Genomic DNA, 21,250 nt, shown 5'->3' on the forward strand with positions numbered 1-21,250 from the left:
CCATAGATCTATAAGGCATTTTTATTATAGCGAATCTATAAGAAATTGTCATTTATTTCTTTGTTGTTATTACACTTGTTCCATTGGCTATAACAGTAATCAATCCTTCAATGATAATATAATCAAAATCGATGCCAATGATAGCATTTCCACCTTTCATCAACGAACTGATGATCAGTTCACGTGTCGCACTTTCTTTTGCTTCGATAAGACGATTACCAAAATAACTGGATTCTGTCCCTAAAAAATTGTTTGCAGCAGCACTCCACCCGCTGAACGCTCCTGACCCTAACGCTGACTGCCCGCTGATGACACCTAAATATGCACTGATCTCATACCCTTCAAAATTATATCCGGTTGTCAGCAGATGGGTATTCATATTACTCAGATCAATATATTTTTTCTTTTCATCAAGGATATTGCGTTCTATCTTCGCACGTCGTTTCTGCAAGTATCGATTTATTGCCGTCTTTGTTTCATCATTAAATGTGTGCTCCTCCATTTCCATTTGAATCAGCTTAAACGTTTCATCAAATTTTTGGATATCGTTTTCATCTGATTTTATTTGAAAATGCGCTAATTTCTTATAGCATTCTCCACAAAGAACTTGGGTCATATCAGAGTCCAAATAATATTCCGGATTACGCATTCCGGTCTTTTTACCACAATTCATACAAACTGCCATTTTCATTCCCTCCTAGCAAAAAAAGGACGTAAGTGTCCTCTTGTTTTATTTTTCGTCTTTTATTAAAATTAATTCTTTTGCATACGGCAAAGTTTCGATCCAATCACAAACGGTATGCCATTCTGCTAGCTTATGGTTCTTTCGAGCATAATAAATATTAATTAATGTTTCATAGTTCATGCTGCAAGTACGCATTTGCTGATAGCTGCTCGGAAGCAACTGAATCATGCTATACCAAACTATTTTATCTTTTGTTTCTAAGTATTGCTGACGTAAAGTTTCTAAAGTATCAACAATTTGGTTTAAACAAGCTAATGTCATTTCATTCATATGGTCATGTGAAAAATCATCAATCGTAAAACGTTTGCTCGCTATTTTATGCATAGTTGAAGTAGAATTGGCAACTGTTCCTACTTTATATGTATCAAATTCTTTCCACCAATATAATGGAGCTGTAATATCCACAGAAACAAAAACCTGACGCAAATATTTACGATGATCGCTCCCGGCTTTTGCTAAACGCATCGCCAAACTTAAATCATTAGGTCCTAGTATGTATTGTCCCTTTTCATCATAAGTACTGTCCATACGGTTCCAGCTATTCATTGGATTACGTGCCCCACGAATGGCATTTTCAAAATTCATCACACTGCTGTTTTTAATTTCTAACATATTTCATTACTCCTTTATTAAAGCATCATACCATTTTTCAATTTTCATAGGGTCTATTGTTGTCTTAGAAAGTTCACTGCAAACACAGTGAATAAGATATTTTTGCATCTTATCCCCGTTTTCTCCTAAAACTTGGTAAATCGTATCAATAATTTGCTTCCCATCCTGATCATTATAAAGTTCGTCTTCTAAAATAAGCGCAGTTTTATCTAATAATTCTGCGGTACTTGTAAAGAGTTCTGATGTATCACCTATCCAATTTTTTATTGTTTGTTTATCCATGTTTTCACCTTCCACTATCTATTCTAACAAAGAAAATAGAAAAAGACTATTCATTTTAGTAATCTAAAAAAATAGTCCCCGTATTTCTCATCATAATCAATGAGTTGAAATCCTAATGAAATGAGCAAACGCATAGACGCGACATTTCCTTCCATGACATAGGCATCAATTTCATTCTTTTTAAAATACATAAATAAATAGTCAATCATTGCACTGACCGCTTCACGGGCAAATCCCATATGATGATAGGCAGGATGAAATGTATAGCCGATACTCACGCTTTGTTGATTATTGACATTCACTCCGATAAAAAGATCGCCAATCAATTCACCATGGTATTCAACAGCAAAGTTTCCACAATCGAAATAGCCTGTAAATGGATGCATTGTATTGCGTCTGACTAACTCCGTTGCTTTTTCAATAGAATAGTCGTCCCAAGATTGATAACGTTTAATCTCATCAAGATGGCGATATTCATATAAAGGATAAATATCTCTTTCTTCCAATGGTCGAATTCTCAACCGTTTGGTTTGAATAAATCCAAACAAGTGATCACCTTATTTCTTACTGATATTTTTATAAATAAACAGCATACGATCTTTCCCGTTAATATCTTTGAGTATTTCAAAAGGATAATCCGGGAAATAATGTTTAACTTCCTTTTCCATGTCTTCTTTTTGATCATACCCCATTTCAAAAGCTAAAATAGCTTTATCTTTTAAAATGGCTTCTACACTATTGAAGATTTGACGATAAAAATAGAGTCCGTCGTGTCCCCCAAATAAGGCAACATGGGGTTCATGGTCTTTTACTACACTTTCAATTTCCTGCTGAACCGGAATATAGGGCGGATTTGAAACAAAGATATCCACTTTTATACCTGCTTCGATCAACGGCTGTACCATATCCCCTTGCATGAAGGTAATCTTAGCATCATTGTTTTGTGCATTCGTTTTAGCAGTTTCCAATGCCTTCTCAGAAATATCTGTTGCCCAGACTTTTAAACGTGGTTCTTCACATTTTAATGATACCGCAATCGCACCGCTTCCTGTTCCTACATCACATAAATCAATCTGATCCGTATCGTCAAAATAATCGTCAATCGCGTATAAAATATGCTCAACTAATTCTTCGGTCTCATAACGGGGAATCAAAACGTCTTGGTTCACGATAAAATCGCGTCCAAAAAAGTTTTCAACACCCTTGATATATTGTATGGGTCTTCCTTTTAAATATTCACTTATTCCATCTTGAAATGAAGTCGCCATAGATTCATCGACTTCTTCATCCATCATTAAGTAAAGCTCATGAGGTTCTTTATTAGCAAGGTGATAAAACCATACTTTTGCTACTTGGATGTCTTTTCCTTGTTCTTCAAGTTGTTTTTCCGTTTGACGTATTAATTCCCTAACTGTCATTATTGTTCTTCTCCGGCTAATTTCAAGCGCTGATCTTCATTGACTAACGCAGTGATCAAATCATCAATACGTCCTTCCATAATTCGATCCAATTGTTGTACAGAATATCCGATTCGATGATCGGTGACACGGTTTTGCGGATAGTTGTATGTTCTGATTTTTTCCGCACGATCTCCGGTTCCGATTTTGCTTTTTCTTTCACTGCCGATGGCTTGTTCTTGTTCTGTAATCATTTTATCGTAAATTCTTGTGATTAAAGCTTTCATCGCTTTATCTTTATTATCATGCTGACTACGTCCATCTTGACTTGAAGCAACGATTCCAGTTGGCAAATGGGTAATACGCACTGCTGAATCGGTTTTGTTGATATGCTGACCTCCGGCTCCTGAAGCACGGTAAGTATCGATTCGCAAATCACTTGGATTAATATCAACATCTACTTCTTCTGCTTCCGGCATGACTAATACAGTTGCTGTAGAAGTATGAATTCTTCCCTGTGTTTCTGTCTTTGGTACACGCTGTACACGGTGTGACCCTGATTCAAATTTTAACTTTGAGTAAACGCCATCCCCTTTTACCATGAAAGAAATATTACTAAATCCTCCGGCTTCGGCTTCTGTCGCTTCCATTAAATCAATCGTCCAACCTTGTGCTTCTGCATATTTTGTATACATACGATAAAGGTCTCCTGCAAAAATATTTCCTTCATCTCCGCCTGCAGCGCCACGAATTTCAACAATAACGTTTTTCATATCATTCGGATCTTTCGGAATCAATTCTAAATGTAGTTTTTCTTCTACCTCTACTAATTGTTCTTCCAATTCAGTTAATTCCATCTTCGCCATTTCTTTAATTTCGGGATCATTTTCTTTCGCAAGTTCTTTTGCTTCTTCAATGCCAGTTGTTACTTTTTTGTATTCCTGATATAAATCATAAGCATTTTGCAAGCTGGCTTGCTCTTTGGTCACTTCTGTCATTTTCTTGATGTCTTCTCCGATACTAGGGTCCATCAGCATCTGATTCAACTCTTCATATCGTCTCTCCATCGATTCTAATCTATCAATCATGTTGTTCATGGTTTATACCTCCAAATCTTTAATATTATATACTATTATATATAAATAATCAAAATATAATCTACCAGAAACAAAAAAATCATGATTTTCTCATGATTAATTCATTAAATGGGGAAAGGTACTGCAAAGCAGTACCTTGGGGATTAGTGTAGGTGCTTATTTTGGGAGAGGGGCACCTACATTATTATTATTGTCCTTCGACATGGTATATAATACCCAATAAATATGAATTAAATATGAACTTTGAAAAAAATGCTCAAATTAAAATACAAATCATTGTTTATACAAAAAGACAACCACTGTTACCAGAGCGGTTGTCTTTTATGGGGAAATTTTGTAGGTTAATTGTTTGGGAGAGTTTTTCCTACAATTATTATTATGTTGTCCTTTGACAAACATATAATAACAATTCTATATGAATTATTTATGAACATTTAAAGTTTTTTTAATTTGGGTTTATCAGGTACGCTATGGCAATGACGACAGCGTGGTTCATAGTGATCTGTAGCTCCAACCAAAACGATCGGATCATCAAATGAAGCAGGTTCTCCGTTAATCAGACGTTGTGTACGCGTTGCCGGAGCTCCGCATTTTGCACAGACGGCCGTTAGTTTTGTGACGAATTCTGCTCGTGTCAGTAATTCCGGCATTACGCCAAACGGTTCACCTCTAAAATCTTTATCTAACCCGGCAACCATCACACGTTTCCCTTGATCTGCCAGATAGTCACAAATTTCTACAATATCTTTATCTAAAAACTGTACTTCATCAATCGCTACAACATCGATTTCCGGATCTTTGCTGACATAATCTAAAATATCCACCGCTCGATCTACTACGATGCAGTCAATGCTAGTTCCTGAATGAGATACGATTTGCTTTTCCGAATAACGGTTATCTATTCTTGGTTTAAAAATAACAATCTTCTTTTTTGCATAGCTTAAGACATTTATTCTTCGGATCAATTCTTCCGTTTTACCTGCGAACATACATCCGCAAATGACTTCCAGCCATCCTTCTCTATATTGATGATACATCCTATCTACCTCTAAGTTCTTAAATCTTTTGTTCCTTCTATTTGTTCTTTATAGCGTGTATCAATATTACTGAAACGACTGAAATTCTTTTCAAATAATAAATCTACTTCACCTAAAGCCCCATTTCTATGCTTAGAAATGATAATTTTAACCGGTCCGGCATTTTCAACCTGACCATCTTCTGTTTTTTGGTAATCTTCACGATGCAAGAACGCAATAATATCAGCATCCTGTTCGATGGCACCGGATTCACGTAAATCGGACATTAAAGGCCGCTTGTCTTCACGCTTTTCAATTGAACGTGATAACTGTGATAATGCAATTAATGGAACTTCCAATTCTCTGGCTAAAGCTTTCAGCTGACGTGAGATATCGGATACTTCCTGCTGACGGCTATCGCTTCTGCCACTACCGGTAATTAACTGTAAGTAGTCAATCACGATTAAGCAAAGTCCATGTTCCTGTTTTAAACGACGACACTTTGCAATGATATCATTAATTTTAATTCCTGCCCCATCATCGATGTATAAATTACACTGTGACACACGGTCCGCCGCCGCATGATAGCGATTCAGATTTGTTTTAATAATTTCACCCGTTCTGATTTGATTACTGTCGATCCCGCCCATCGAAGAAATAGTTCTGCTGACTAATTGTTCGGCAGGCATTTCTAATGAGAACACCGCCACCGGTTCTTTGGATTTATAAGCGATGTTTGTGGCCAAGTTTAAAGCAAACGCCGTCTTTCCGACAGAAGGACGCGCCGCTAAAATAATCAAATCTCCTTTTTGCAGTCCGGAAGTAATTTTATCTAAGGCGTAATAATTTGTCTTTAGCCCCGATATTTCTCCGCCTTGACTGCTTAATAGCATTAAACGGTCAGTCACATTTTGAACGACCTGCTTAATATTTTTGAATTCTCCCGAATTTCGATCACGGGTTACCGCTAATAAATCTTTTTCTGTTTCCCCGACGAAGTCCCCGACATCGTCCACTTCACCTGTTGCCTTTTCAATTATGGAAGTTGCTTCTTTAATCAGTTTGCGTAGCATGGATTTATCTTCTAAGATCCGCATGTAGTAACGACTATGTGCCGTTGTCGGAACCGATTCACTTAATTCCAAAAGATATTCTACTCCACCTGCTTTATCTAGAATTTGCTTATCTTTTAGATGCGCGGTTAAAGTGGTAATATCAATCGGCATATTCTTTTTATGTATATCGATCATCGTATCATAAATCATACGATGTCGATCTAAATAAAAGTCTTCCGGCATTAATGAACCAATAACTTCATAGCATACTTCCTTTGATAACAGCATAGCTCCTAAAATGGAACGTTCTGCTTCTGTATCATGAGGTAAGGTATTTGGCATTTTAACCCCTCCCTATTCATCTTGCGTCAAATGAACTTTTAATTCTGCAATGACTCCTTTATATAACTCGACTTTATATTTTGTTGTTCCTAAGCTTTGAGCCGGTTTAGCATCTAGGAATTTACGTTTGTCTACTTTAATGTCATGTTCACTTTGAAGTTTTTCTACGATATGCTTCGTTGAAACACCTCCAAACACACGTCCTCCTTCTCCGGCTTTCACTTTAAAATCCAAAGTAATCTTTTCAATCACTTCTTTCAATGATTCGGCATTCTTTTTGTTTAATGCATCCTGTAATTTTTCTTCTTCTTTATTTGCCGCTACGATTTCTTTTCCTGTTTCAGTAGCAATAACAGCTAATCCGTTTTTAATCAGATAGTTTTGTCCGTAACCATCTGCAACTTTCACGATATCACCTTTTTTTCCTAATTTTTTTACATCTTGAGTTAAAATTACTCTCATCTTATTCCCCTCTTTCTTCTAAATATTGACTGATCTGCACCTCTAACTCATTGGTTGCATCGTCTAATTTATAATCATGGAGCTGACAGGCCGCCATTGAAAAATGTCCGCCACCGCCAAGTGCTTCCATAATAATCTGTACATTAATATTTCTTGAAGAACGTGCTGATATAGCCACTTCTCCTTCTTCTACATACCCCAAAGTAAAGACTGCATCGATTCCGACTGTTGCCAGTAATTCGTTTCCGACTTTAGCCAGTAATGCACGACTCACATAAGAGTCTTCATTATTATACGCAATTAAAATATTGTCTTGATAACGATACGCTGTCTGCATAATGCTGATACGCGCCATGACATCCTTGAAATCGTCTTCCAAATACTCATAAGCCGTACATACATTAGCGCCTTGTTCTTTTAATTTAGTTGCCGATTGGAATGTACGCACACCCACACGTGCTCTAAAGTTATTCGTATCGACCAGCATCCCAGCATACATAATCGTTGCTTCTTCTTCGGTCAGTTTTATCGCAGATTCCTGATAATCGAACAATTCGGTAATTAATTCCACTGTCGAAGAGGAAGTGGGTTCCATATACGTTAATACCGGTGAATCAATAAATTCTTCACCGCGTCGATGATGATCGATCACAACTACATTTTTCGTGACATCGATGACTTTATGATCAATCGCCAATGATGGCTTATGATTATCGACTATAATAAGCAATGTTGTCGGCTTAGTCAATTCGATAGCTCGATTCGGTGAAATCATCACACCTTGATAGACCGCTTGTTGTTTCATTTCCGCTACCACTCGTCCGGTTTTATCTTCTAATGAGTTGCCATCTATAATAATATTTGCAGGAATTCCATAAGACTGAACGATTTTATACATTCCCAAAGAGCCACCAAAGGAATCCAAATCAGATTGCTTATGTCCCATGATCATAACATTACTGCTTGATTTAATTAGACTACGTAACGTTTTGGCAATAACACGTGCTCTTACTTTATTGTTCTTAGAAGAGGATTCACTGTTTCCGCCAAAGAAACGAATCTGTTCATCCATTGACTTAATGACGACTTGATCTCCACCACGTGAGAACGCCAGATTCAAGGCAGATGCTGACATTTCTTCTAATTCCTTTAAGGAATCATATTTTCTTGCAATTCCCATACTTAATGTCAATACTACACCTAGCTTATCGGCTTCCTCTTTAATTAATTCTAAGATATCAAATTTATTGTGTACTAACGAATCATAAATTTGCTCATTAAAAACTAAAATATACCCATCGGATTTAAAACGACGTAAAACAATACCGTAGTCACTTGCCCATTTTGATATATCATTACGAACAGCGGATTGAATCATTGCCATTTTTTGTTCATCGACACTTGCGATCGTATCATCGTAATTATCAATCGACAAATAGCCAAAGACTGCTCTCTCATTATGATAAGATTCACTTAATTCATTAAAATCAGTCACATCACGTAAATATAAAACACGTGAGCTGGCATTATTAAAAACTTCAAAACGACGTTTGTTTGCTTCAATCATTTTCACAGATTCTTCTTCAAACAAGATTTCTAATCCCGGCTGCCATTCTAATAATTTTTGTCCAACTAAATCCATGCCTAATTCTTTCAAAAGTTCACTCGTCCACATGATGTTGCGATTCTCGTCATACATGATCAAACCAATCCCACCAAAGATACAGGCATTTCCAACATCTTCACCTAAAACTGTGGAAATATCAACCTGCTCTTGATCAAACTGCCGACATAACAGATATAGGATTGCAATCATAATACTGTTTTTAACAAAAATATATAAACTTAAGGCTAATATGAAACTGGATGTCGTTAACGCACTTATAGAAACCACAATAATAAATTCTACCAATAAGATAAACATCACAGCGTTCCTATACTTAAATAATGTTTTTGACAATTCAATCACCACCTTTTACTGCATATGTTTATTATACAGTAATTTTTTCTTTATACCAATCATTATGTCAATAAAACCGAGGATTCCATAGATATACCAGACATATGGAATAATCAGCAAAAGCATTGACAAGAAGTAAAAAACAATCTTTTTATTGAGGGTAAAATAGAGTCCTACAAGCGAAGCCCCCTGAACAATCAGGATCGTTTTTAAAATAACATCTAAATAATGGAGAAACAAGCCACCATCAATAAAGGAGTTCAACGCTATAATAATAAGACTGATAATACCAAATCCTTTAGGAAACTGCATCAATAAAAAATTAAAACGAAACGAAAATGGGACTTTCAATCTCGGCAAAATCAACATCATTAAAAGAATCATGACATATGCTTCAATAATCCCCATAAAGAAGATGACCAAGGGAACAAACTGTAAGAATATCTCAAGGGCAATCATGCTTCCCGTTGGCATAAAGCCTTCTACCAAATGATAAATTGAAGTGGCTTCACTGATCAGATCCATTTCAAACAATTTTGAAAATAGTGTATATATTAATATATTAGACAGCAATGTAATCGTGGTTGTTACTAAAAACAAAGTCGTGGCATTGACTTTCTTTTTTACACAATACCCAACCACGATTCCTGCCAGTAATGCGGATACTGCATAATAAAGACTAATCGGTGACGCTACAAACAGCGTAATAAAGAAAATTGCTACGCTTAGTGTCAACGAATCTTTCAATTCATATTTATATCCATACCAAACAATTAAAGTCGGTAATATAAAATACAAGTAATAACCAAATAATCCCCCGCTGTACATATCAATTAAAAAGAGGGTACCAAAAATAGCGGTAATCGCTGCCCCTTCTACAATTTTTCTTGTTTTTTTCTGTCTCATTTTCTCACCTGATTTGCATATTTTAAAACTTCTGTCGTATAGCTATTGTTTTTCATATCATTTTAATATAATTATAGCCTTTTGACCACTGTTTTTTATCATAATTTGTCATTATCAGCATAATATTCCCAGTATTATATTCTCAAATCGGATTTTATTCACTTAAACAATTAAGATTTATAAGCTAAACTGCAAATAAAAAAACTCCTGTTTACTCAAGAGTTTCATATCATAAGCAGATATAACAGTAGAGAATCTGTCTAAATTATATTGCTTTAGTTCCTTACATAGTTACATTATTTAATAAATAAAAACAACAATCACAGTATATACGATTAAAGTCACGATCATAAACAACGATATAAAGGCGGATTGGAAATCTGCATCTTCTTCGGATTTGTTCAGTGGTGATATCAGCATCGGAATCGCAAAACCGGTAGGACACATGAAGTAGATTAGAACTGCGATCATATAAATCTTATCTGCCATTAAGTGCGGAAAGAAAATAAAGAATCCAATAATCACACCGATGTAAAATAAGACCCTAACTGTTAATAGTTTTATGAGTGACCCTAATGTTTCTTTTTTAATTTTTAAGTTATAACCAATGATGAACAAAATCATTCCAACAATAGGTCCGGTTGCTTGCGAAACCGTATTCGTATAAATATCTATAAACGGAGTGGTGCAAAAAAACGCATAGACTCCTGTAAGGTTCAATATTAATGCAAGACTCACCGCGATAACAAATGAGTTTGTCAGAATTGTTTTCATCAATTCTTTTGCACTTGTTTTTTCTGCTGCGGATTTAGCTGTCAGTATAGGAATCACCACAAACGCAATCAAAGTTCCGGCAATATCAAAAATAACAGTATTGCTTGCAAAACTTAATCCTACAATAGATGTATATAATGGCAAAGCGACATTTCCACCTTCACAAGTCGTTAACAAATAAGGTGAAATATGGACAACTTTTTTGCCGGTAAAGCGTCCTAGCAGCTTCCCTGCAATAATCGCTAATATAAAAGCAATAAATACGTACAGAATAATCCATATTGCAGAAGTTTCTATTGTCGCAGTGAACAACACATTAAAAATCATAATCGGAAATAAGATATTAAAAACAATGTTATTGGCGCCATCTTTTTGCTCCGGTGTAATCCATTCTTTTATTCTTGCCAGCAAACCTAATCCGATCATAAAAAAGACTGGCAATAACGTTGATAATGCTGTCATATTCATTTCTCCTCTCGTATGGGTTTTATTATACCTATTCGTTTTTCTATATCAAATACTTATATTTTATACTTGAGTATAATTAATAGGCATAGATAAACATAACAATTACTACAAGAGGTTGAGGCAATAAAAATCATGCTATATACCTTTTTCGGTTTACGAAGGTGTAAACGCAACATATGAGACTGTATTTATTACTTTTTACTGATAATAAGCATTACTGGAGACTGCTTCTATCATTAGGGACGAAAGGTTTTCTCTTCATACTTGTTCCTATTCTAAAGTAAAATCATTATTTTACAGAATATACAGGCATAAGAAAAGCCAAGAAGCAGCAACTGTCCCTCATGGCTTTATATCCCAACAACGTTATAATTGCATCTGTCAGTATTCCATTTAACGTTTTAATTAACCAATAAGAAAAAATCATTGTAAAGTAATCATAAAATAGAAATGATATTTCCATGAGAAATCGTCATTATTGGTTTAAATTGGTTGTTAGTAGTTGGTTTTTAAATACACAAACCCTATTAGCAATCTGCTCACTGCACGCTATGTATTTCACACTTTTTTCTAATAGATATATTAAAGTTTGGTCATCTACTCTATTAAAGTGTTTTGCATATCCTTCTTCAAAATTTTTTAATATATTTAGTATTAATGATCGATCTTTATCGTTCGTACTGTTACCCAATACGCTTAAATAATGAACAATATATTTTAAAAGCAGTTCTGTTTTATCTTTTGATAACATAGCTCCGTCCTTGAATGGTTCAATATTTTCTTTAAAATTCAATTTATTATGAATATCGTTTACACGCAGACGCCAATTCGTATCTTTTTCATGAGTATCATTTAGTATCTTTTGTATATCAACGTCTTTAAACTTTTTAGTGGACTTCAGTGCCTCTGCCATCCAAAAGAGTGCTCCCCGATTATAAATCTTCACAATATTGTCAGCAACACTTTTCCCGTTATCTGCCCTAGCTAAAAAATAAAGTACCATATGTTCTTGCTGATTCATCCAATACATATTATTTGCTTGGGGAAAATATTCATCATACTTTTGTGATATCTTCAATTCTTCATCAACATTCATCAATATATTGATAAAACAAAAATTCTGTTCTAAGTTATCCATTATTGTCATTTATCTCCATTCTTTCCTAGGATTTTCATTTTAAAATTCAATAAAAAAGCCCATAAACACTAGGTTATCCAGTATTTAAAGGCTTAATTCTTGTTTAGCTTTTAGACTAGTTTTAATTATTCACCAACGTATGGTAATAAAGCCATTTGTCTAGCTCTTTTGATAGCAGTTGCTAACATTCTTTGATATTTAGCACTTGTACCAGTTACACGTCTTGGGATAATTTTTCCGTTAGCTGAAATAAATCTTTTTAATAATTCTACATCTTTATAATCGATTTCAGTAATTTTATTTTTTGTAAAATAACAGATTTTCTTTCTACCCATTCTTTGTTTTCTGTAAGCCATGTTTACACATCCTTCCTAATTAAAATTGTATGTCATCATCCATAATGTCGAATGCATTGCTGACATTGTCAAAATCATTACTAAAATCATTTGACTCAACATTATAGAATGATTGATTTGATGTATCGATTTGTGGTTGCGCTTTTTCACGAGCCGCTTTTGTTTCTAAGAACTGAACAGAATCACATACAACTTCAACAACAGTACGCTTTGTACCATCTTGAGCGTCATATTGACGTGATTGAATTCTTCCTTCTACTCCTACTAAAGAACCTTTTGAACAATAACGTTCAACATTTTCAGCGGCTTTATTCCAAACGACACAGTTAATAAAATCTGTTTGACGTTCTCCATTAGCACTTGAAAAATTACGGTTGATTGCAAGTGAGAAGCTTGTTACAGCTGCTCCAGAAGGAGTTCTTCTAAGTTCAGGGTCTCTTGTCATACGCCCCACCAATACTACACGATTTATCATATCTCTACCTCTTATTTACGAATGATCATATGACGTAAAATGTTGGCGTTGATTCTTGATAAACGATCTAACTCAGCAACATCTGCAGCTGAAGTTGTTGTATCAACAATGACATAGTAACCTCTTGTGAAGTCTTTGATTTCATACGCTAATTCACGTACTCCCCATTCGTTCACATTGTCAACAGTTCCATTATTAGCAGTTAAAATGTTTTTCACATTTTCCAATAATGCAGCTCTTGTATCGTCTTCTAAATTAGGACGAAGGATAAACATAATTTCGTATTTATTCATCTCTTGTGCACCTCCCTATGGTCTATTGGCTTATATTTGATATATAAGCAGGCAGTAAATTATTTTTACATGCTCAATCATTTTAGCATAACCTTAGACCTTTGTAAACAAAAATTACTATGAATCTTCCAACATTTTTCGTTATTTATAAAACATGGCTAACTTCTGCTACCTATCTTTCTATACACTTTATTTTAATAAATTCCTTAAAGATCTTCCGGCGTTGTTATTTTTATATTACCATAATCGCCCTCAACCATCTTTACTTGTACATTTGTCAGCATCTCAACTAATGAAGCATCATCTGTTCCTAAGACTTGCTGTTGTTTTGCTAAACTATAGGCTTCTTTAATAATGGCAGTTTTAAACGCCTGAGGAGTCTGTGCATGCATAAGGCTTGCACGATTCGGTGTCTCTTTCACAAAACCATCTTCATCTACGATTTTAATCGTATCTTTTGCCGGCACCATCAATAAACAAGCTGTATATTGTTCCAATGTCAGCAATAATCGGTTGATACAGGCTTTTGTCAAGTAAGGACGTGCACCATCATGAATCATGACATCATCAGATTTAACACGCAATAGTCCCTGGTACACACTGTCCTGTCTTTCTTTTCCGCCTAAGCACCATTCCACTTTTTTACTGGAACTAAATAATTTCTCAAATTCTTTTTGATCTTTAGGACTAATCACTAAAATAATTTGAACACAACGATCGTCTTCAATAAAAATTTCAACGGTTTTTTCAATAACTGTTTTTTGTCCGTCCATTTTATAAAAAAGTTTATTATAGCCTAAGCCCATTCTTTTTCCCATACCTGCACAAGGTATGACTACACTATAGTTCATAAAAATCACCCATGTGTATTATATCACACATGGGTGTTGTTTAATATCTGCTTGTACATATATTGTTTTACGGCACGCTTTATTGCTCTTGCCCCATACTTTTGAATTTCTTCTTTAGGCAGTAATTCATTTAGTTTATTACTTTCATACCGGATATCCATATTCAACTGCTTATTGTAGGTTTCAATCTGCATATCGGCAATCTGGCGTGCTGCTTCCTCACTGATTGGATCAAAATATATGACCTGATCAATGCGATTCAGCCATTCTTTTGGGAAAATGGAATCGATCACATTATTCTTTTTCTGATCTTTTTTAAATCCAATAGAATCTTTCAAGGCGTCACAGCCTGCATTGGAAGTCATAATAATAATACATTCTTTAAAGTCAATGGTTTTTCCACGCTGATCTTTTAAAACTCCTTCATCAAAAACGGATAAGAAAAGATTTAATACATCACGATGTGCTTTTTCAATTTCATCTAACAAAATGACACTTCGTGGATGACTGCTCATATGCTTTACCAGCAAGGATTGTTCATCGTATCCGATATATCCGGGACTTGCCCCAATAATCTTACTTACACTGCTCGATTCTTTATACTCCGACATATCCAGTTTAATAAAATGATGTTCATCATCTAAATAATACTTTGCCAGCAGTTTTGCAATTTCTGTTTTCCCTACTCCTGTAGGTCCAACAAATAAAGAAACCCATTTAGGTTGTCCATCTTCATATAATCCGCTTTCTACTAAGGAAAGCTGCTGAATGATTGTTTCTATCGCTTCATCTTGGCCTTTTATATACCTGAGTAATTGGCCTTTTAAGTATTGCAAACGATTGCTATGGGCTTTCATATTGGTGAGTTCCTCAACCATTTTATCCACATCACGCTTGTCAATACTTTCACTTTTATTCATTTTCGCTCTGACCAAGATCAAATCCAATAGATCTATGGCACTATCTGGCATAAAGCGATTGTGAAAATGACGCGATGCATTTTCGACCAGATAGGGAATCAAGCTATCCTCTAACTTTACTTGATGAAATTTTTCAAAGGATTCTTTTAACCCTTCAATAATTGCCGTTGTTTCGGTAATTGTTGTAGGATCTAAGTGAACATACTGAAAACGGCGGTTTAAAGCTTCATCTTTTTCAAAATACTTGTAGTATTCATCTTGAGTAGTAGCTCCGATACAAGTAAACTGTCTTCTGGCAATATAGGGCTTGATAATATTTGAAGCATCAATTGCCCCCTCTGCTCCACCGGCACCAATAATATTATGGATTTCGTCGATAAAAATAATGCAATGAGGATCATTGCATACTTTACGTATGATCTTCTTAAACTTTTCTTCAAATTCACCACGATATTTTGTTCCCGCTACAACGCTGACAAGATCTAATTCGTAGAGCGTACATTCTTTCAAGGATTCCGGTACATTCCCATTATTGATTTCTATGGCCAACTTTTCTACTAAAGCAGTTTTTCCAACCCCTGCTTTTCCAACGATGATTGCATTATTCTTTTCTTTACGACTGAGGACTTCTATTAACTGATGAAGTTCCTTATCCCGACCGATGACGATAGTGTTTTGAGCTTTAACTCGTTTATTGATATTGATTAATTCATTGATTTGATCAAGCTCATTTTCTGTCTTTGTCATTTCTTCCAATTCCTCTTTTACTTCTTCAATATCGACATCATACTTTTTTAACAATTCTATAGCAACACTGTCTTCTATGCTTAAAAGCCCTAAACATAGACATTCCACGCTTACCTTTTTTTCACCACGCTGATGTGATTCTTTGATTGCTTTATCTAAGATAACGCGAACAATATTTGTATATTCCATATAAAAGGGCTGCATGTCATTTGTTCCAAACAAGCGAATGATGTCATCCTGCAGTTTCTGCTCCGTAATCTGATACTTTTCCAGTAAGGGATACATTGCATTATCTTTCATTTTCATAATCGATAATAGCAGATGCTCGCTGCCTACGTTTGCATGTCCCAAATCAAACGCAACACTTTCAGCTATCACAATGATCTTTTGTGCTTTTTCACTAAACTTAGTTAACATAGTACACCTACTTTCTCTTTCTATTGTATGAAATTACTTTTAAATTATTAACCTTTTATCCCTGCTTTAAACAACACACAAAAGTTTATTCAAAGCTCGTTATTTTATACTTGAGTATGCTACAATTAATGACAAGGAGATGTATATATGAAACATTTAGATACTAAGCGATTAGTACTCAGAGATTGGGAACAAACTGATTTAGAAGATTTTTTTGCCTATGCTTCAAAGCCTTCTATCGGTCCAGCTGCTGGTTGGCCGCCCCATACTTGTATCACAACTTCACAGAAAATTTTAGATAGCTTTATTAAAAGCCAAGAGGTTTGGGCAATCACAGATAAACTATCCCAGCGTGTCATTGGCTCTTTGGGATTACATCCTGATGAACATCGCAAAAATCCTAATTGTCGGATGATCGGTTATGTTTTAGATGATCTTTACTGGGGGAAAGGGCTGATGAAAGAAGCTGTAGAAGCAGTTTTAGACTACGCCTTTAATGATCTGGCATTGGATCTTATTTCCGTTTATCACTATCCATTCAACCATCAATCCAAAAGAGTCATTGAAAAATGCGGTTTTACTTATGAGGGAACTATGCGCCGGGCTCTTATTCATTTCGATAAAGGTGTAACAGACAGCTGTTGCTATTCCATGACAAAAGAAGAATATGTCCATAAAAAAAGATCTTAGACATTACCAAGATCTCTTTTTTCTTATTGTTTTATCATCACAAATTGAAATGGTTTCAACTCTCCCAGTTGATATTCTGGATAGTTATTTAATAATACTATCCCCTCAATATTTCTTATTTTAATACTATTTCGGCTAAAATTACATAGACAGCTGATCGTTCCTTCTGCACTCACACGTGAATAGGCGATGACATCATCCGGCATTTCTGATAATTCTTCAAAATCGCCTTCCACTAAGATTGGCTCTGCTTTGCGAAGGGCAATCATTTTTTTATAGAATTGGAAAACGGATGGCTCTTTACTAAGTTGATTAGCTACATTGATTTCTTTATAATTATCCATCATTTTTATCCAAGGCTCTGTATCTGAAAATCCAGCGTATTCACTGTCATCCCAATGCATTGGTGTACGTGTATTATCGCGGCTTCTCAAATTTACAAAATGCAATGCTTCTTCCTTACTATACCCTTCTTCTATCGCTCTTTGATATTGCCCGATACTTCCAATATCATTGAATTCATCAATACTTTGACGAGTAAAATTGACCATTCCTATTTCTTGACCCTGATAAATAAACGGGGTTCCTCTTAAATGAAAGAACATTCCTGCCAACATTGTTTTTGAATAATAATTGTGATCTTCTTTATTTACAATCAATTTATCAATTGAACGTGGTTGATCATGATTTTCTAAAAAGCTTGCAACCCAGCCTATTTTTTGAATCTCTCTTTGACTTGTAAATAATAATTCACGATAGTCTTTAGGTGACCATGTTTTTCTTTTAAACCATTCCTCATCTTCACCAATATCAAAGTTAGAGTAGTTAAAATCGAACATCATTGAAAAGCATCCTTGATCCCCAATGAAAATGCCTAAATCAGGGTAGTTGACTCCCACTGCTTCAGCCACTGTCATACAATGATGTTTCGCAAAAGTTTCTCTTTTCATTTCTTCAAAGAATTTTTCTATTCCCGGCTGATTTCTTGAAAAAGCAAAACAAGCAGATAGTCCATCAGCACCATCAACCGCTCCATCTTGATAACGTTGATCTTTTTTAATAAAATTGATTGCATCTACTCGAAATCCTGCAATTCCCTTTTCCAGCCACCAATTGATCATCTTATATAAATCTTGACGCATTTGCGGATTTTCCCAATTCAAATCAGGTTGACGCTTTGAAAAAGCATGGAAATAATAATCCTCAGTATCCCCCACTTTTTCCCAGACTGATCCGCCAAAAACACTTCGCCAATTTGTCGGTGCTTTGCCATTTTTTGCCGATTTAAAGATATAATAATCGCGATAAGGACTATGTGGATTAGTCATTGCTTCTTTAAACCAAGGATGTTCATCCGATGTATGATTGATGACCAGATCCATGATTATTTTAATATTTTTCTTTTTAGCTTCTTGAATTAACTCTTCCAAGTCCTGCATGGTTCCAAATTCCGGATTAATATCATAATAATCGGAAATGTCATAACCATTATCATCCATGGGTGATTTATAAATGGGACACAGCCACAGTAATGTCACCCCTAAATTCTCCAAATAATCTAATTTCTCTGTGATTCCTTTAATATCACCAATCCCATCATGATTTGTATCCTTGAAACTTCTCGGATAGATCTGATAGGCCACTTCATTTTTCCACCATTCGTTCATAAGTTATCCTCCATATATAGTTATATTATACAAAATTAAATCCACAATTTGTGGTTTTTTTGATTTTATACAGTACATTTTTGACAAAAAAACATGCCTAAGCATGTTTAATACAAAGCATTATATGAGGGATAAATAGCGATCAATGCATCTGACTGCAATCGCTGCATCACGCTGGCAAGAACATTTTCCGGTATTGCTACACATCCGTATGTATAAGATCCGATATCACAGTGAATAAAGATAGCAGATCCTACTCCAGGTGTACAGTTTGGATTATAATTAATATTGACGCAATAATTATAGTACCCCGGAAATTCTACAATATGCTCTGCACTATCCCAATCCGGTGTTGTCTGTGAGATATCCACAAATTGATTATAGTATTTTGAATTCACATCATCCACCCAATAATGATTGCTGTTGGCTTGAGTATAACCGTAAGTGGCACCGGGATCACCATTCAAGCCAAAATTTTTTCCTAAACTAAAAACTCCATTTGGCGTTGTTCTTGACCATTCTGTGGTCGGTCCGATACCATTAACCCCGACACGTGCACTGCATTGAAGCACTTCAACCCAAACACCATTGCGTTTTTCATGTAAGGCAAAGTCCGCATTCGATCCGCCTGTTCCCACTACTGTAAGCAATTGTGTCGTGTTACTCGAAGCACTAAGGCTCGCCGCTAAAGATTGCTGAACAGTGGATGCATTCGAAGATTGATTTCCTGTATTTGGTGTCGATGCCCCATTAGCATTACTTGCTGTATTATAGTTTCCTGACTGCGAAGCATCTGTTGTTCCCGTTGCTTCTTCTTTATCTGCGGCCTTTTCGATGACCGTGACAGTTACTGTTTTTTGTGTTTCATTTCCGGCTGCATCTTTTACTGAAACACTCATCGAATATTCCCCGGGTTCATCCTTATTGATAAGAGAGGTATCATATTTTATTTCTTCTAACTCATTTAAGTCTTTTGCTGTGAATAAGTTCTCTGTTGATAATTCTTCTCCCTGAGTCAATTCTATTTGATCAGGTCCGACTAATTCCGGCTTAACAGTATCTTCAATCACAATCTTAAATTGAAGTTCTTCTTTTTTATAAGTAATGATAGCTGAATATTCCCCGGTTTTTATAAAAGAAAGTTCATTTTTCGTTATTTTAGCCTCATCGGGTATATTGATAACGAATTCCATTTTTTCTAATTCCTCTTGAGTTATATTCTCTGTATCCAAATAATCTTTTATTTCTGTATTTAATGTCGTTCCCAATTCTGTTTTAAATACATCTTGCTTTAATTTCAACTCTTTTTTCTGACTGCATCCTACTATTGTGATAATCAATCCCATAGCGACCAAAAATTTACACATCTTTTTCATTTTTATCCCACCTAACACTCTCATTATATCAACTCCCCTACACAAAAACCAAACACTTTCTTTAAAAAAGAAAAGAATGAGTTTTCTCATTCTTAACTAGCTAACACCTTTATGACACCACAAGCAATTTTTTTACCTGCATTTCCTGCCGGCTGACTAGTAAAATCATCTACCTTTTCATGAATAATAATTGTCCGATTCACAATTTGATCAGGTGAAAATTTATCCGTATAGACACACATCCAAGCATATCCTTGATTGGAGAATAAAGGCGGTAAATCTCCAGTATGGTAAGGGTGCGGACAATCGTTCATAGAAAAATGACTGCCTGCATTTTTATAAGGATCTTCTTTATCTCCCATACAGCTATCTCCAGCGTGAATGTGTAAGGCATGGATTCCCTGATTACAGTTTGTTTGTGGAAGTCCAGAGACCTCAACCATGACTAAAGAACCATCAAGATATTTATACGCTGTCATCATACCGGTAATCTCTTTTCCTGAAATTGAAGCATAAACCTGTGGTGTATCATAATATAAAACTTTCAAGATATCAAACGAGTTCAAAGCAATTCCCCCTAGCATACTATATGTTTATCGCTTTGAATTTGTGCCATTTATTATCCACAATATTTACATAATAAGTTGTTTAATAGTTCAACATGATGTTTCTCATCCAAAATAATTCTTTCTAGCATATTTACTATATTTTCATCCGTGATGATAGCTGCTTGCTGCTGATATTTTTTGATTGCTTCTTGTTCGCCTTGAATGGCATACTTTAATAAACAGCTTAATTCTTTTGGATAAGCATGAAATTGCGGTGACCAGTATTCAAAACTTCCTTGATCGCACGACCACCATCGAGGATCAACCCCTTCCAACAAGCAAAATTGACTAAAAATATCTAAATGATGCATTTCGACAATACTGATTCCGTGAAATGTATCTGATATTTCTTTAAATCCGGGATGAGTAATAATTTTATTATAAGTGTATAAACTCACTGCATTGACTTCAGAATTACTGCTTCCAATGTTAGATAAAAGCATATACCCATATTCAGGATAAACGCCACTGATTTGAATTGGCGGGTAGGGTAAATCAACTTTATAATGGCTCATATCAGCACCTCCATTATAAATATACGGTGTCTTTATACATTTATGTAAAGAAAACAAAAAAAGTGGTTTTCACCACTTATA

At 35.2% G+C, this 21,250-nt stretch carries 23 protein-coding genes; 1 reads left to right on the forward strand and 22 read right to left on the reverse strand.

What is annotated here, in order from left to right; translation table 11 throughout:
- Positions 1 to 52: 52 nt before the first annotated feature.
- The 18 genes from BN1225_RS14470 to BN1225_RS01245 all read right to left on the reverse strand — a co-directional run bounded on the left by BN1225_RS14470 (position 53) and on the right by BN1225_RS01245 (position 16,313).
- Positions 53 to 685, reverse strand: coding sequence for a heavy metal-binding domain-containing protein (locus BN1225_RS14470; RefSeq protein ID WP_052466177.1), 633 nt, complete (start codon positions 683 to 685; stop codon positions 53 to 55).
- A gap of 45 nt (positions 686 to 730) precedes the next feature.
- Complete coding sequence (locus tag BN1225_RS01165; protein ID WP_041137994.1) at positions 731 to 1,357, reverse strand: hypothetical protein; 627 nt, start codon at positions 1,355 to 1,357, stop codon at positions 731 to 733.
- Positions 1,358 to 1,363: 6 nt separating this feature from the next.
- Positions 1,364 to 1,639 (reverse strand): hypothetical protein, encoded by a 276-nt coding sequence (locus BN1225_RS01170; RefSeq protein ID WP_041137995.1) that lies wholly within the window; start codon positions 1,637 to 1,639, stop codon positions 1,364 to 1,366.
- A 50-nt stretch (positions 1,640 to 1,689) separates the two neighbouring features.
- Positions 1,690 to 2,187 (reverse strand): GNAT family N-acetyltransferase, encoded by a 498-nt coding sequence (locus BN1225_RS01175; RefSeq protein WP_041137996.1) that lies wholly within the window; start codon positions 2,185 to 2,187, stop codon positions 1,690 to 1,692.
- A gap of 9 nt (positions 2,188 to 2,196) precedes the next feature.
- The gene (gene prmC, locus BN1225_RS01180) at positions 2,197 to 3,060 is read right to left on the reverse strand and encodes a peptide chain release factor N(5)-glutamine methyltransferase (protein ID WP_373140468.1); all 864 of its coding nucleotides are present in this window, start codon (positions 3,058 to 3,060) and stop codon (positions 2,197 to 2,199) included.
- The gene (prfA, locus tag BN1225_RS01185) at positions 3,057 to 4,133 is read right to left on the reverse strand and encodes a peptide chain release factor 1 (protein WP_041137998.1); all 1,077 of its coding nucleotides are present in this window, start codon (positions 4,131 to 4,133) and stop codon (positions 3,057 to 3,059) included. Before prfA ends, prmC begins: the two co-directional genes overlap by 4 nt.
- A gap of 434 nt (positions 4,134 to 4,567) precedes the next feature.
- Entirely contained in the window at positions 4,568 to 5,170 is a 603-nt protein-coding gene (locus tag BN1225_RS01190; RefSeq protein ID WP_041137999.1) for a thymidine kinase, read from the reverse strand.
- An 11-nt stretch (positions 5,171 to 5,181) separates the two neighbouring features.
- Entirely contained in the window at positions 5,182 to 6,546 is a 1,365-nt protein-coding gene (dnaB, locus tag BN1225_RS01195; protein ID WP_041138000.1) for a replicative DNA helicase, read from the reverse strand.
- Between the two features lie 12 nt (positions 6,547 to 6,558).
- On the reverse strand, positions 6,559 to 7,008 hold the full coding sequence (gene rplI, locus BN1225_RS01200) for a 50S ribosomal protein L9 (protein ID WP_041138001.1): 450 nt from the start codon (positions 7,006 to 7,008) through the stop codon (positions 6,559 to 6,561).
- Between the two features lies 1 nt (position 7,009).
- Complete coding sequence (locus BN1225_RS01205; protein ID WP_317621622.1) at positions 7,010 to 8,977, reverse strand: GGDEF domain-containing protein; 1,968 nt, start codon at positions 8,975 to 8,977, stop codon at positions 7,010 to 7,012.
- Between the two features lie 6 nt (positions 8,978 to 8,983).
- Entirely contained in the window at positions 8,984 to 9,874 is an 891-nt protein-coding gene (locus tag BN1225_RS01210) for a DUF2232 domain-containing protein (protein WP_041138003.1), read from the reverse strand.
- A 300-nt stretch (positions 9,875 to 10,174) separates the two neighbouring features.
- Complete coding sequence (locus tag BN1225_RS01215; RefSeq protein WP_041138004.1) at positions 10,175 to 11,110, reverse strand: AEC family transporter; 936 nt, start codon at positions 11,108 to 11,110, stop codon at positions 10,175 to 10,177.
- 481 nt (positions 11,111 to 11,591) lie between these two features.
- The gene (locus BN1225_RS01220) at positions 11,592 to 12,254 is read right to left on the reverse strand and encodes a hypothetical protein (protein ID WP_147585159.1); all 663 of its coding nucleotides are present in this window, start codon (positions 12,252 to 12,254) and stop codon (positions 11,592 to 11,594) included.
- Positions 12,255 to 12,379: 125 nt separating this feature from the next.
- On the reverse strand, positions 12,380 to 12,610 hold the full coding sequence (gene rpsR, locus BN1225_RS01225) for a 30S ribosomal protein S18 (protein ID WP_041138006.1): 231 nt from the start codon (positions 12,608 to 12,610) through the stop codon (positions 12,380 to 12,382).
- Between the two features lie 19 nt (positions 12,611 to 12,629).
- A complete protein-coding gene (gene ssb / locus BN1225_RS01230) occupies positions 12,630 to 13,085 on the reverse strand; it encodes a single-stranded DNA-binding protein (RefSeq protein ID WP_041138007.1) in 456 nt (151 codons plus the stop codon).
- An 11-nt stretch (positions 13,086 to 13,096) separates the two neighbouring features.
- Entirely contained in the window at positions 13,097 to 13,378 is a 282-nt protein-coding gene (gene rpsF, locus BN1225_RS01235; protein ID WP_041138008.1) for a 30S ribosomal protein S6, read from the reverse strand.
- Positions 13,379 to 13,584: 206 nt separating this feature from the next.
- Positions 13,585 to 14,229, reverse strand: coding sequence for a 2-C-methyl-D-erythritol 4-phosphate cytidylyltransferase (gene ispD / locus BN1225_RS01240; protein ID WP_041138009.1), 645 nt, complete (start codon positions 14,227 to 14,229; stop codon positions 13,585 to 13,587).
- Between the two features lie 23 nt (positions 14,230 to 14,252).
- Entirely contained in the window at positions 14,253 to 16,313 is a 2,061-nt protein-coding gene (locus BN1225_RS01245) for an AAA family ATPase (protein WP_052466181.1), read from the reverse strand.
- A gap of 147 nt (positions 16,314 to 16,460) precedes the next feature.
- Between BN1225_RS01245 and BN1225_RS01250 the strand changes: the two genes are divergently transcribed.
- Positions 16,461 to 17,003 carry a GNAT family N-acetyltransferase gene (locus BN1225_RS01250; RefSeq protein ID WP_041138010.1) on the forward strand — a complete coding sequence of 181 codons (543 nt, stop codon included), beginning with the start codon at positions 16,461 to 16,463 and terminating at the stop codon, positions 17,001 to 17,003.
- A 23-nt stretch (positions 17,004 to 17,026) separates the two neighbouring features.
- On the opposite strand, the gene BN1225_RS01255 is transcribed toward BN1225_RS01250, so the two are convergent.
- From BN1225_RS01255 to BN1225_RS01270, 4 genes are all read right to left on the reverse strand, one after another.
- Positions 17,027 to 18,670: an alpha-glucosidase gene (locus BN1225_RS01255; protein ID WP_041138011.1), complete on the reverse strand. Its 1,644-nt coding sequence runs from the start codon at positions 18,668 to 18,670 to the stop codon at positions 17,027 to 17,029.
- 107 nt (positions 18,671 to 18,777) lie between these two features.
- On the reverse strand, positions 18,778 to 20,046 hold the full coding sequence (locus tag BN1225_RS01260; protein WP_052466183.1) for a hypothetical protein: 1,269 nt from the start codon (positions 20,044 to 20,046) through the stop codon (positions 18,778 to 18,780).
- 92 nt (positions 20,047 to 20,138) lie between these two features.
- Complete coding sequence (locus BN1225_RS01265; protein WP_052466185.1) at positions 20,139 to 20,612, reverse strand: superoxide dismutase family protein; 474 nt, start codon at positions 20,610 to 20,612, stop codon at positions 20,139 to 20,141.
- Between the two features lie 53 nt (positions 20,613 to 20,665).
- Positions 20,666 to 21,169 carry a ferritin-like domain-containing protein gene (locus tag BN1225_RS01270; protein WP_041138013.1) on the reverse strand — a complete coding sequence of 168 codons (504 nt, stop codon included), beginning with the start codon at positions 21,167 to 21,169 and terminating at the stop codon, positions 20,666 to 20,668.
- Positions 21,170 to 21,250: the final 81 nt, after the last annotated feature.

The organism is Beduini massiliensis (assembly GCF_000829905.1).
GTDB classification, from domain to species: domain Bacteria; phylum Bacillota_I; class Bacilli_A; order Erysipelotrichales; family Coprobacillaceae; genus Beduini; species Beduini massiliensis.

Excerpts from the sequence above, each read along its gene's own strand:
- ssb (WP_041138007.1), bottom strand. The coding sequence starts at position 13,085 with ATGATAAATCGTGTAGTATTGGTGGGGCGTATGACAAGAGACCCTGAA.
- rpsR (WP_041138006.1), bottom strand. The coding sequence starts at position 12,610 with ATGGCTTACAGAAAACAAAGAATGGGTAGAAAGAAAATCTGTTATTTT.
- BN1225_RS01210 (WP_041138003.1), bottom strand. The coding sequence starts at position 9,874 with ATGAGACAGAAAAAAACAAGAAAAATTGTAGAAGGGGCAGCGATTACC.
- BN1225_RS01255 (WP_041138011.1), bottom strand. The coding sequence starts at position 18,670 with ATGAACGAATGGTGGAAAAATGAAGTGGCCTATCAGATCTATCCGAGA.
- rplI (WP_041138001.1), bottom strand. The coding sequence starts at position 7,008 with ATGAGAGTAATTTTAACTCAAGATGTAAAAAAATTAGGAAAAAAAGGT.
- BN1225_RS01190 (WP_041137999.1), bottom strand. The coding sequence starts at position 5,170 with ATGTATCATCAATATAGAGAAGGATGGCTGGAAGTCATTTGCGGATGT.
- BN1225_RS01170 (WP_041137995.1), bottom strand. The coding sequence starts at position 1,639 with ATGGATAAACAAACAATAAAAAATTGGATAGGTGATACATCAGAACTC.
- dnaB (WP_041138000.1), bottom strand. The coding sequence starts at position 6,546 with ATGCCAAATACCTTACCTCATGATACAGAAGCAGAACGTTCCATTTTA.
- BN1225_RS01165 (WP_041137994.1), bottom strand. The coding sequence starts at position 1,357 with ATGTTAGAAATTAAAAACAGCAGTGTGATGAATTTTGAAAATGCCATT.
- ispD (WP_041138009.1), bottom strand. The coding sequence starts at position 14,229 with ATGAACTATAGTGTAGTCATACCTTGTGCAGGTATGGGAAAAAGAATG.
- BN1225_RS01260 (WP_052466183.1), bottom strand. The coding sequence starts at position 20,046 with ATGAAAAAGATGTGTAAATTTTTGGTCGCTATGGGATTGATTATCACA.
- BN1225_RS01245 (WP_052466181.1), bottom strand. The coding sequence starts at position 16,313 with ATGTTAACTAAGTTTAGTGAAAAAGCACAAAAGATCATTGTGATAGCT.
- BN1225_RS01220 (WP_147585159.1), bottom strand. The coding sequence starts at position 12,254 with ATGGATAACTTAGAACAGAATTTTTGTTTTATCAATATATTGATGAAT.
- rpsF (WP_041138008.1), bottom strand. The coding sequence starts at position 13,378 with ATGAATAAATACGAAATTATGTTTATCCTTCGTCCTAATTTAGAAGAC.
- BN1225_RS01215 (WP_041138004.1), bottom strand. The coding sequence starts at position 11,110 with ATGACAGCATTATCAACGTTATTGCCAGTCTTTTTTATGATCGGATTA.
- BN1225_RS14470 (WP_052466177.1), bottom strand. The coding sequence starts at position 685 with ATGGCAGTTTGTATGAATTGTGGTAAAAAGACCGGAATGCGTAATCCG.
- BN1225_RS01270 (WP_041138013.1), bottom strand. The coding sequence starts at position 21,169 with ATGAGCCATTATAAAGTTGATTTACCCTACCCGCCAATTCAAATCAGT.
- prfA (WP_041137998.1), bottom strand. The coding sequence starts at position 4,133 with ATGAACAACATGATTGATAGATTAGAATCGATGGAGAGACGATATGAA.
- BN1225_RS01250 (WP_041138010.1), top strand. The coding sequence starts at position 16,461 with ATGAAACATTTAGATACTAAGCGATTAGTACTCAGAGATTGGGAACAA.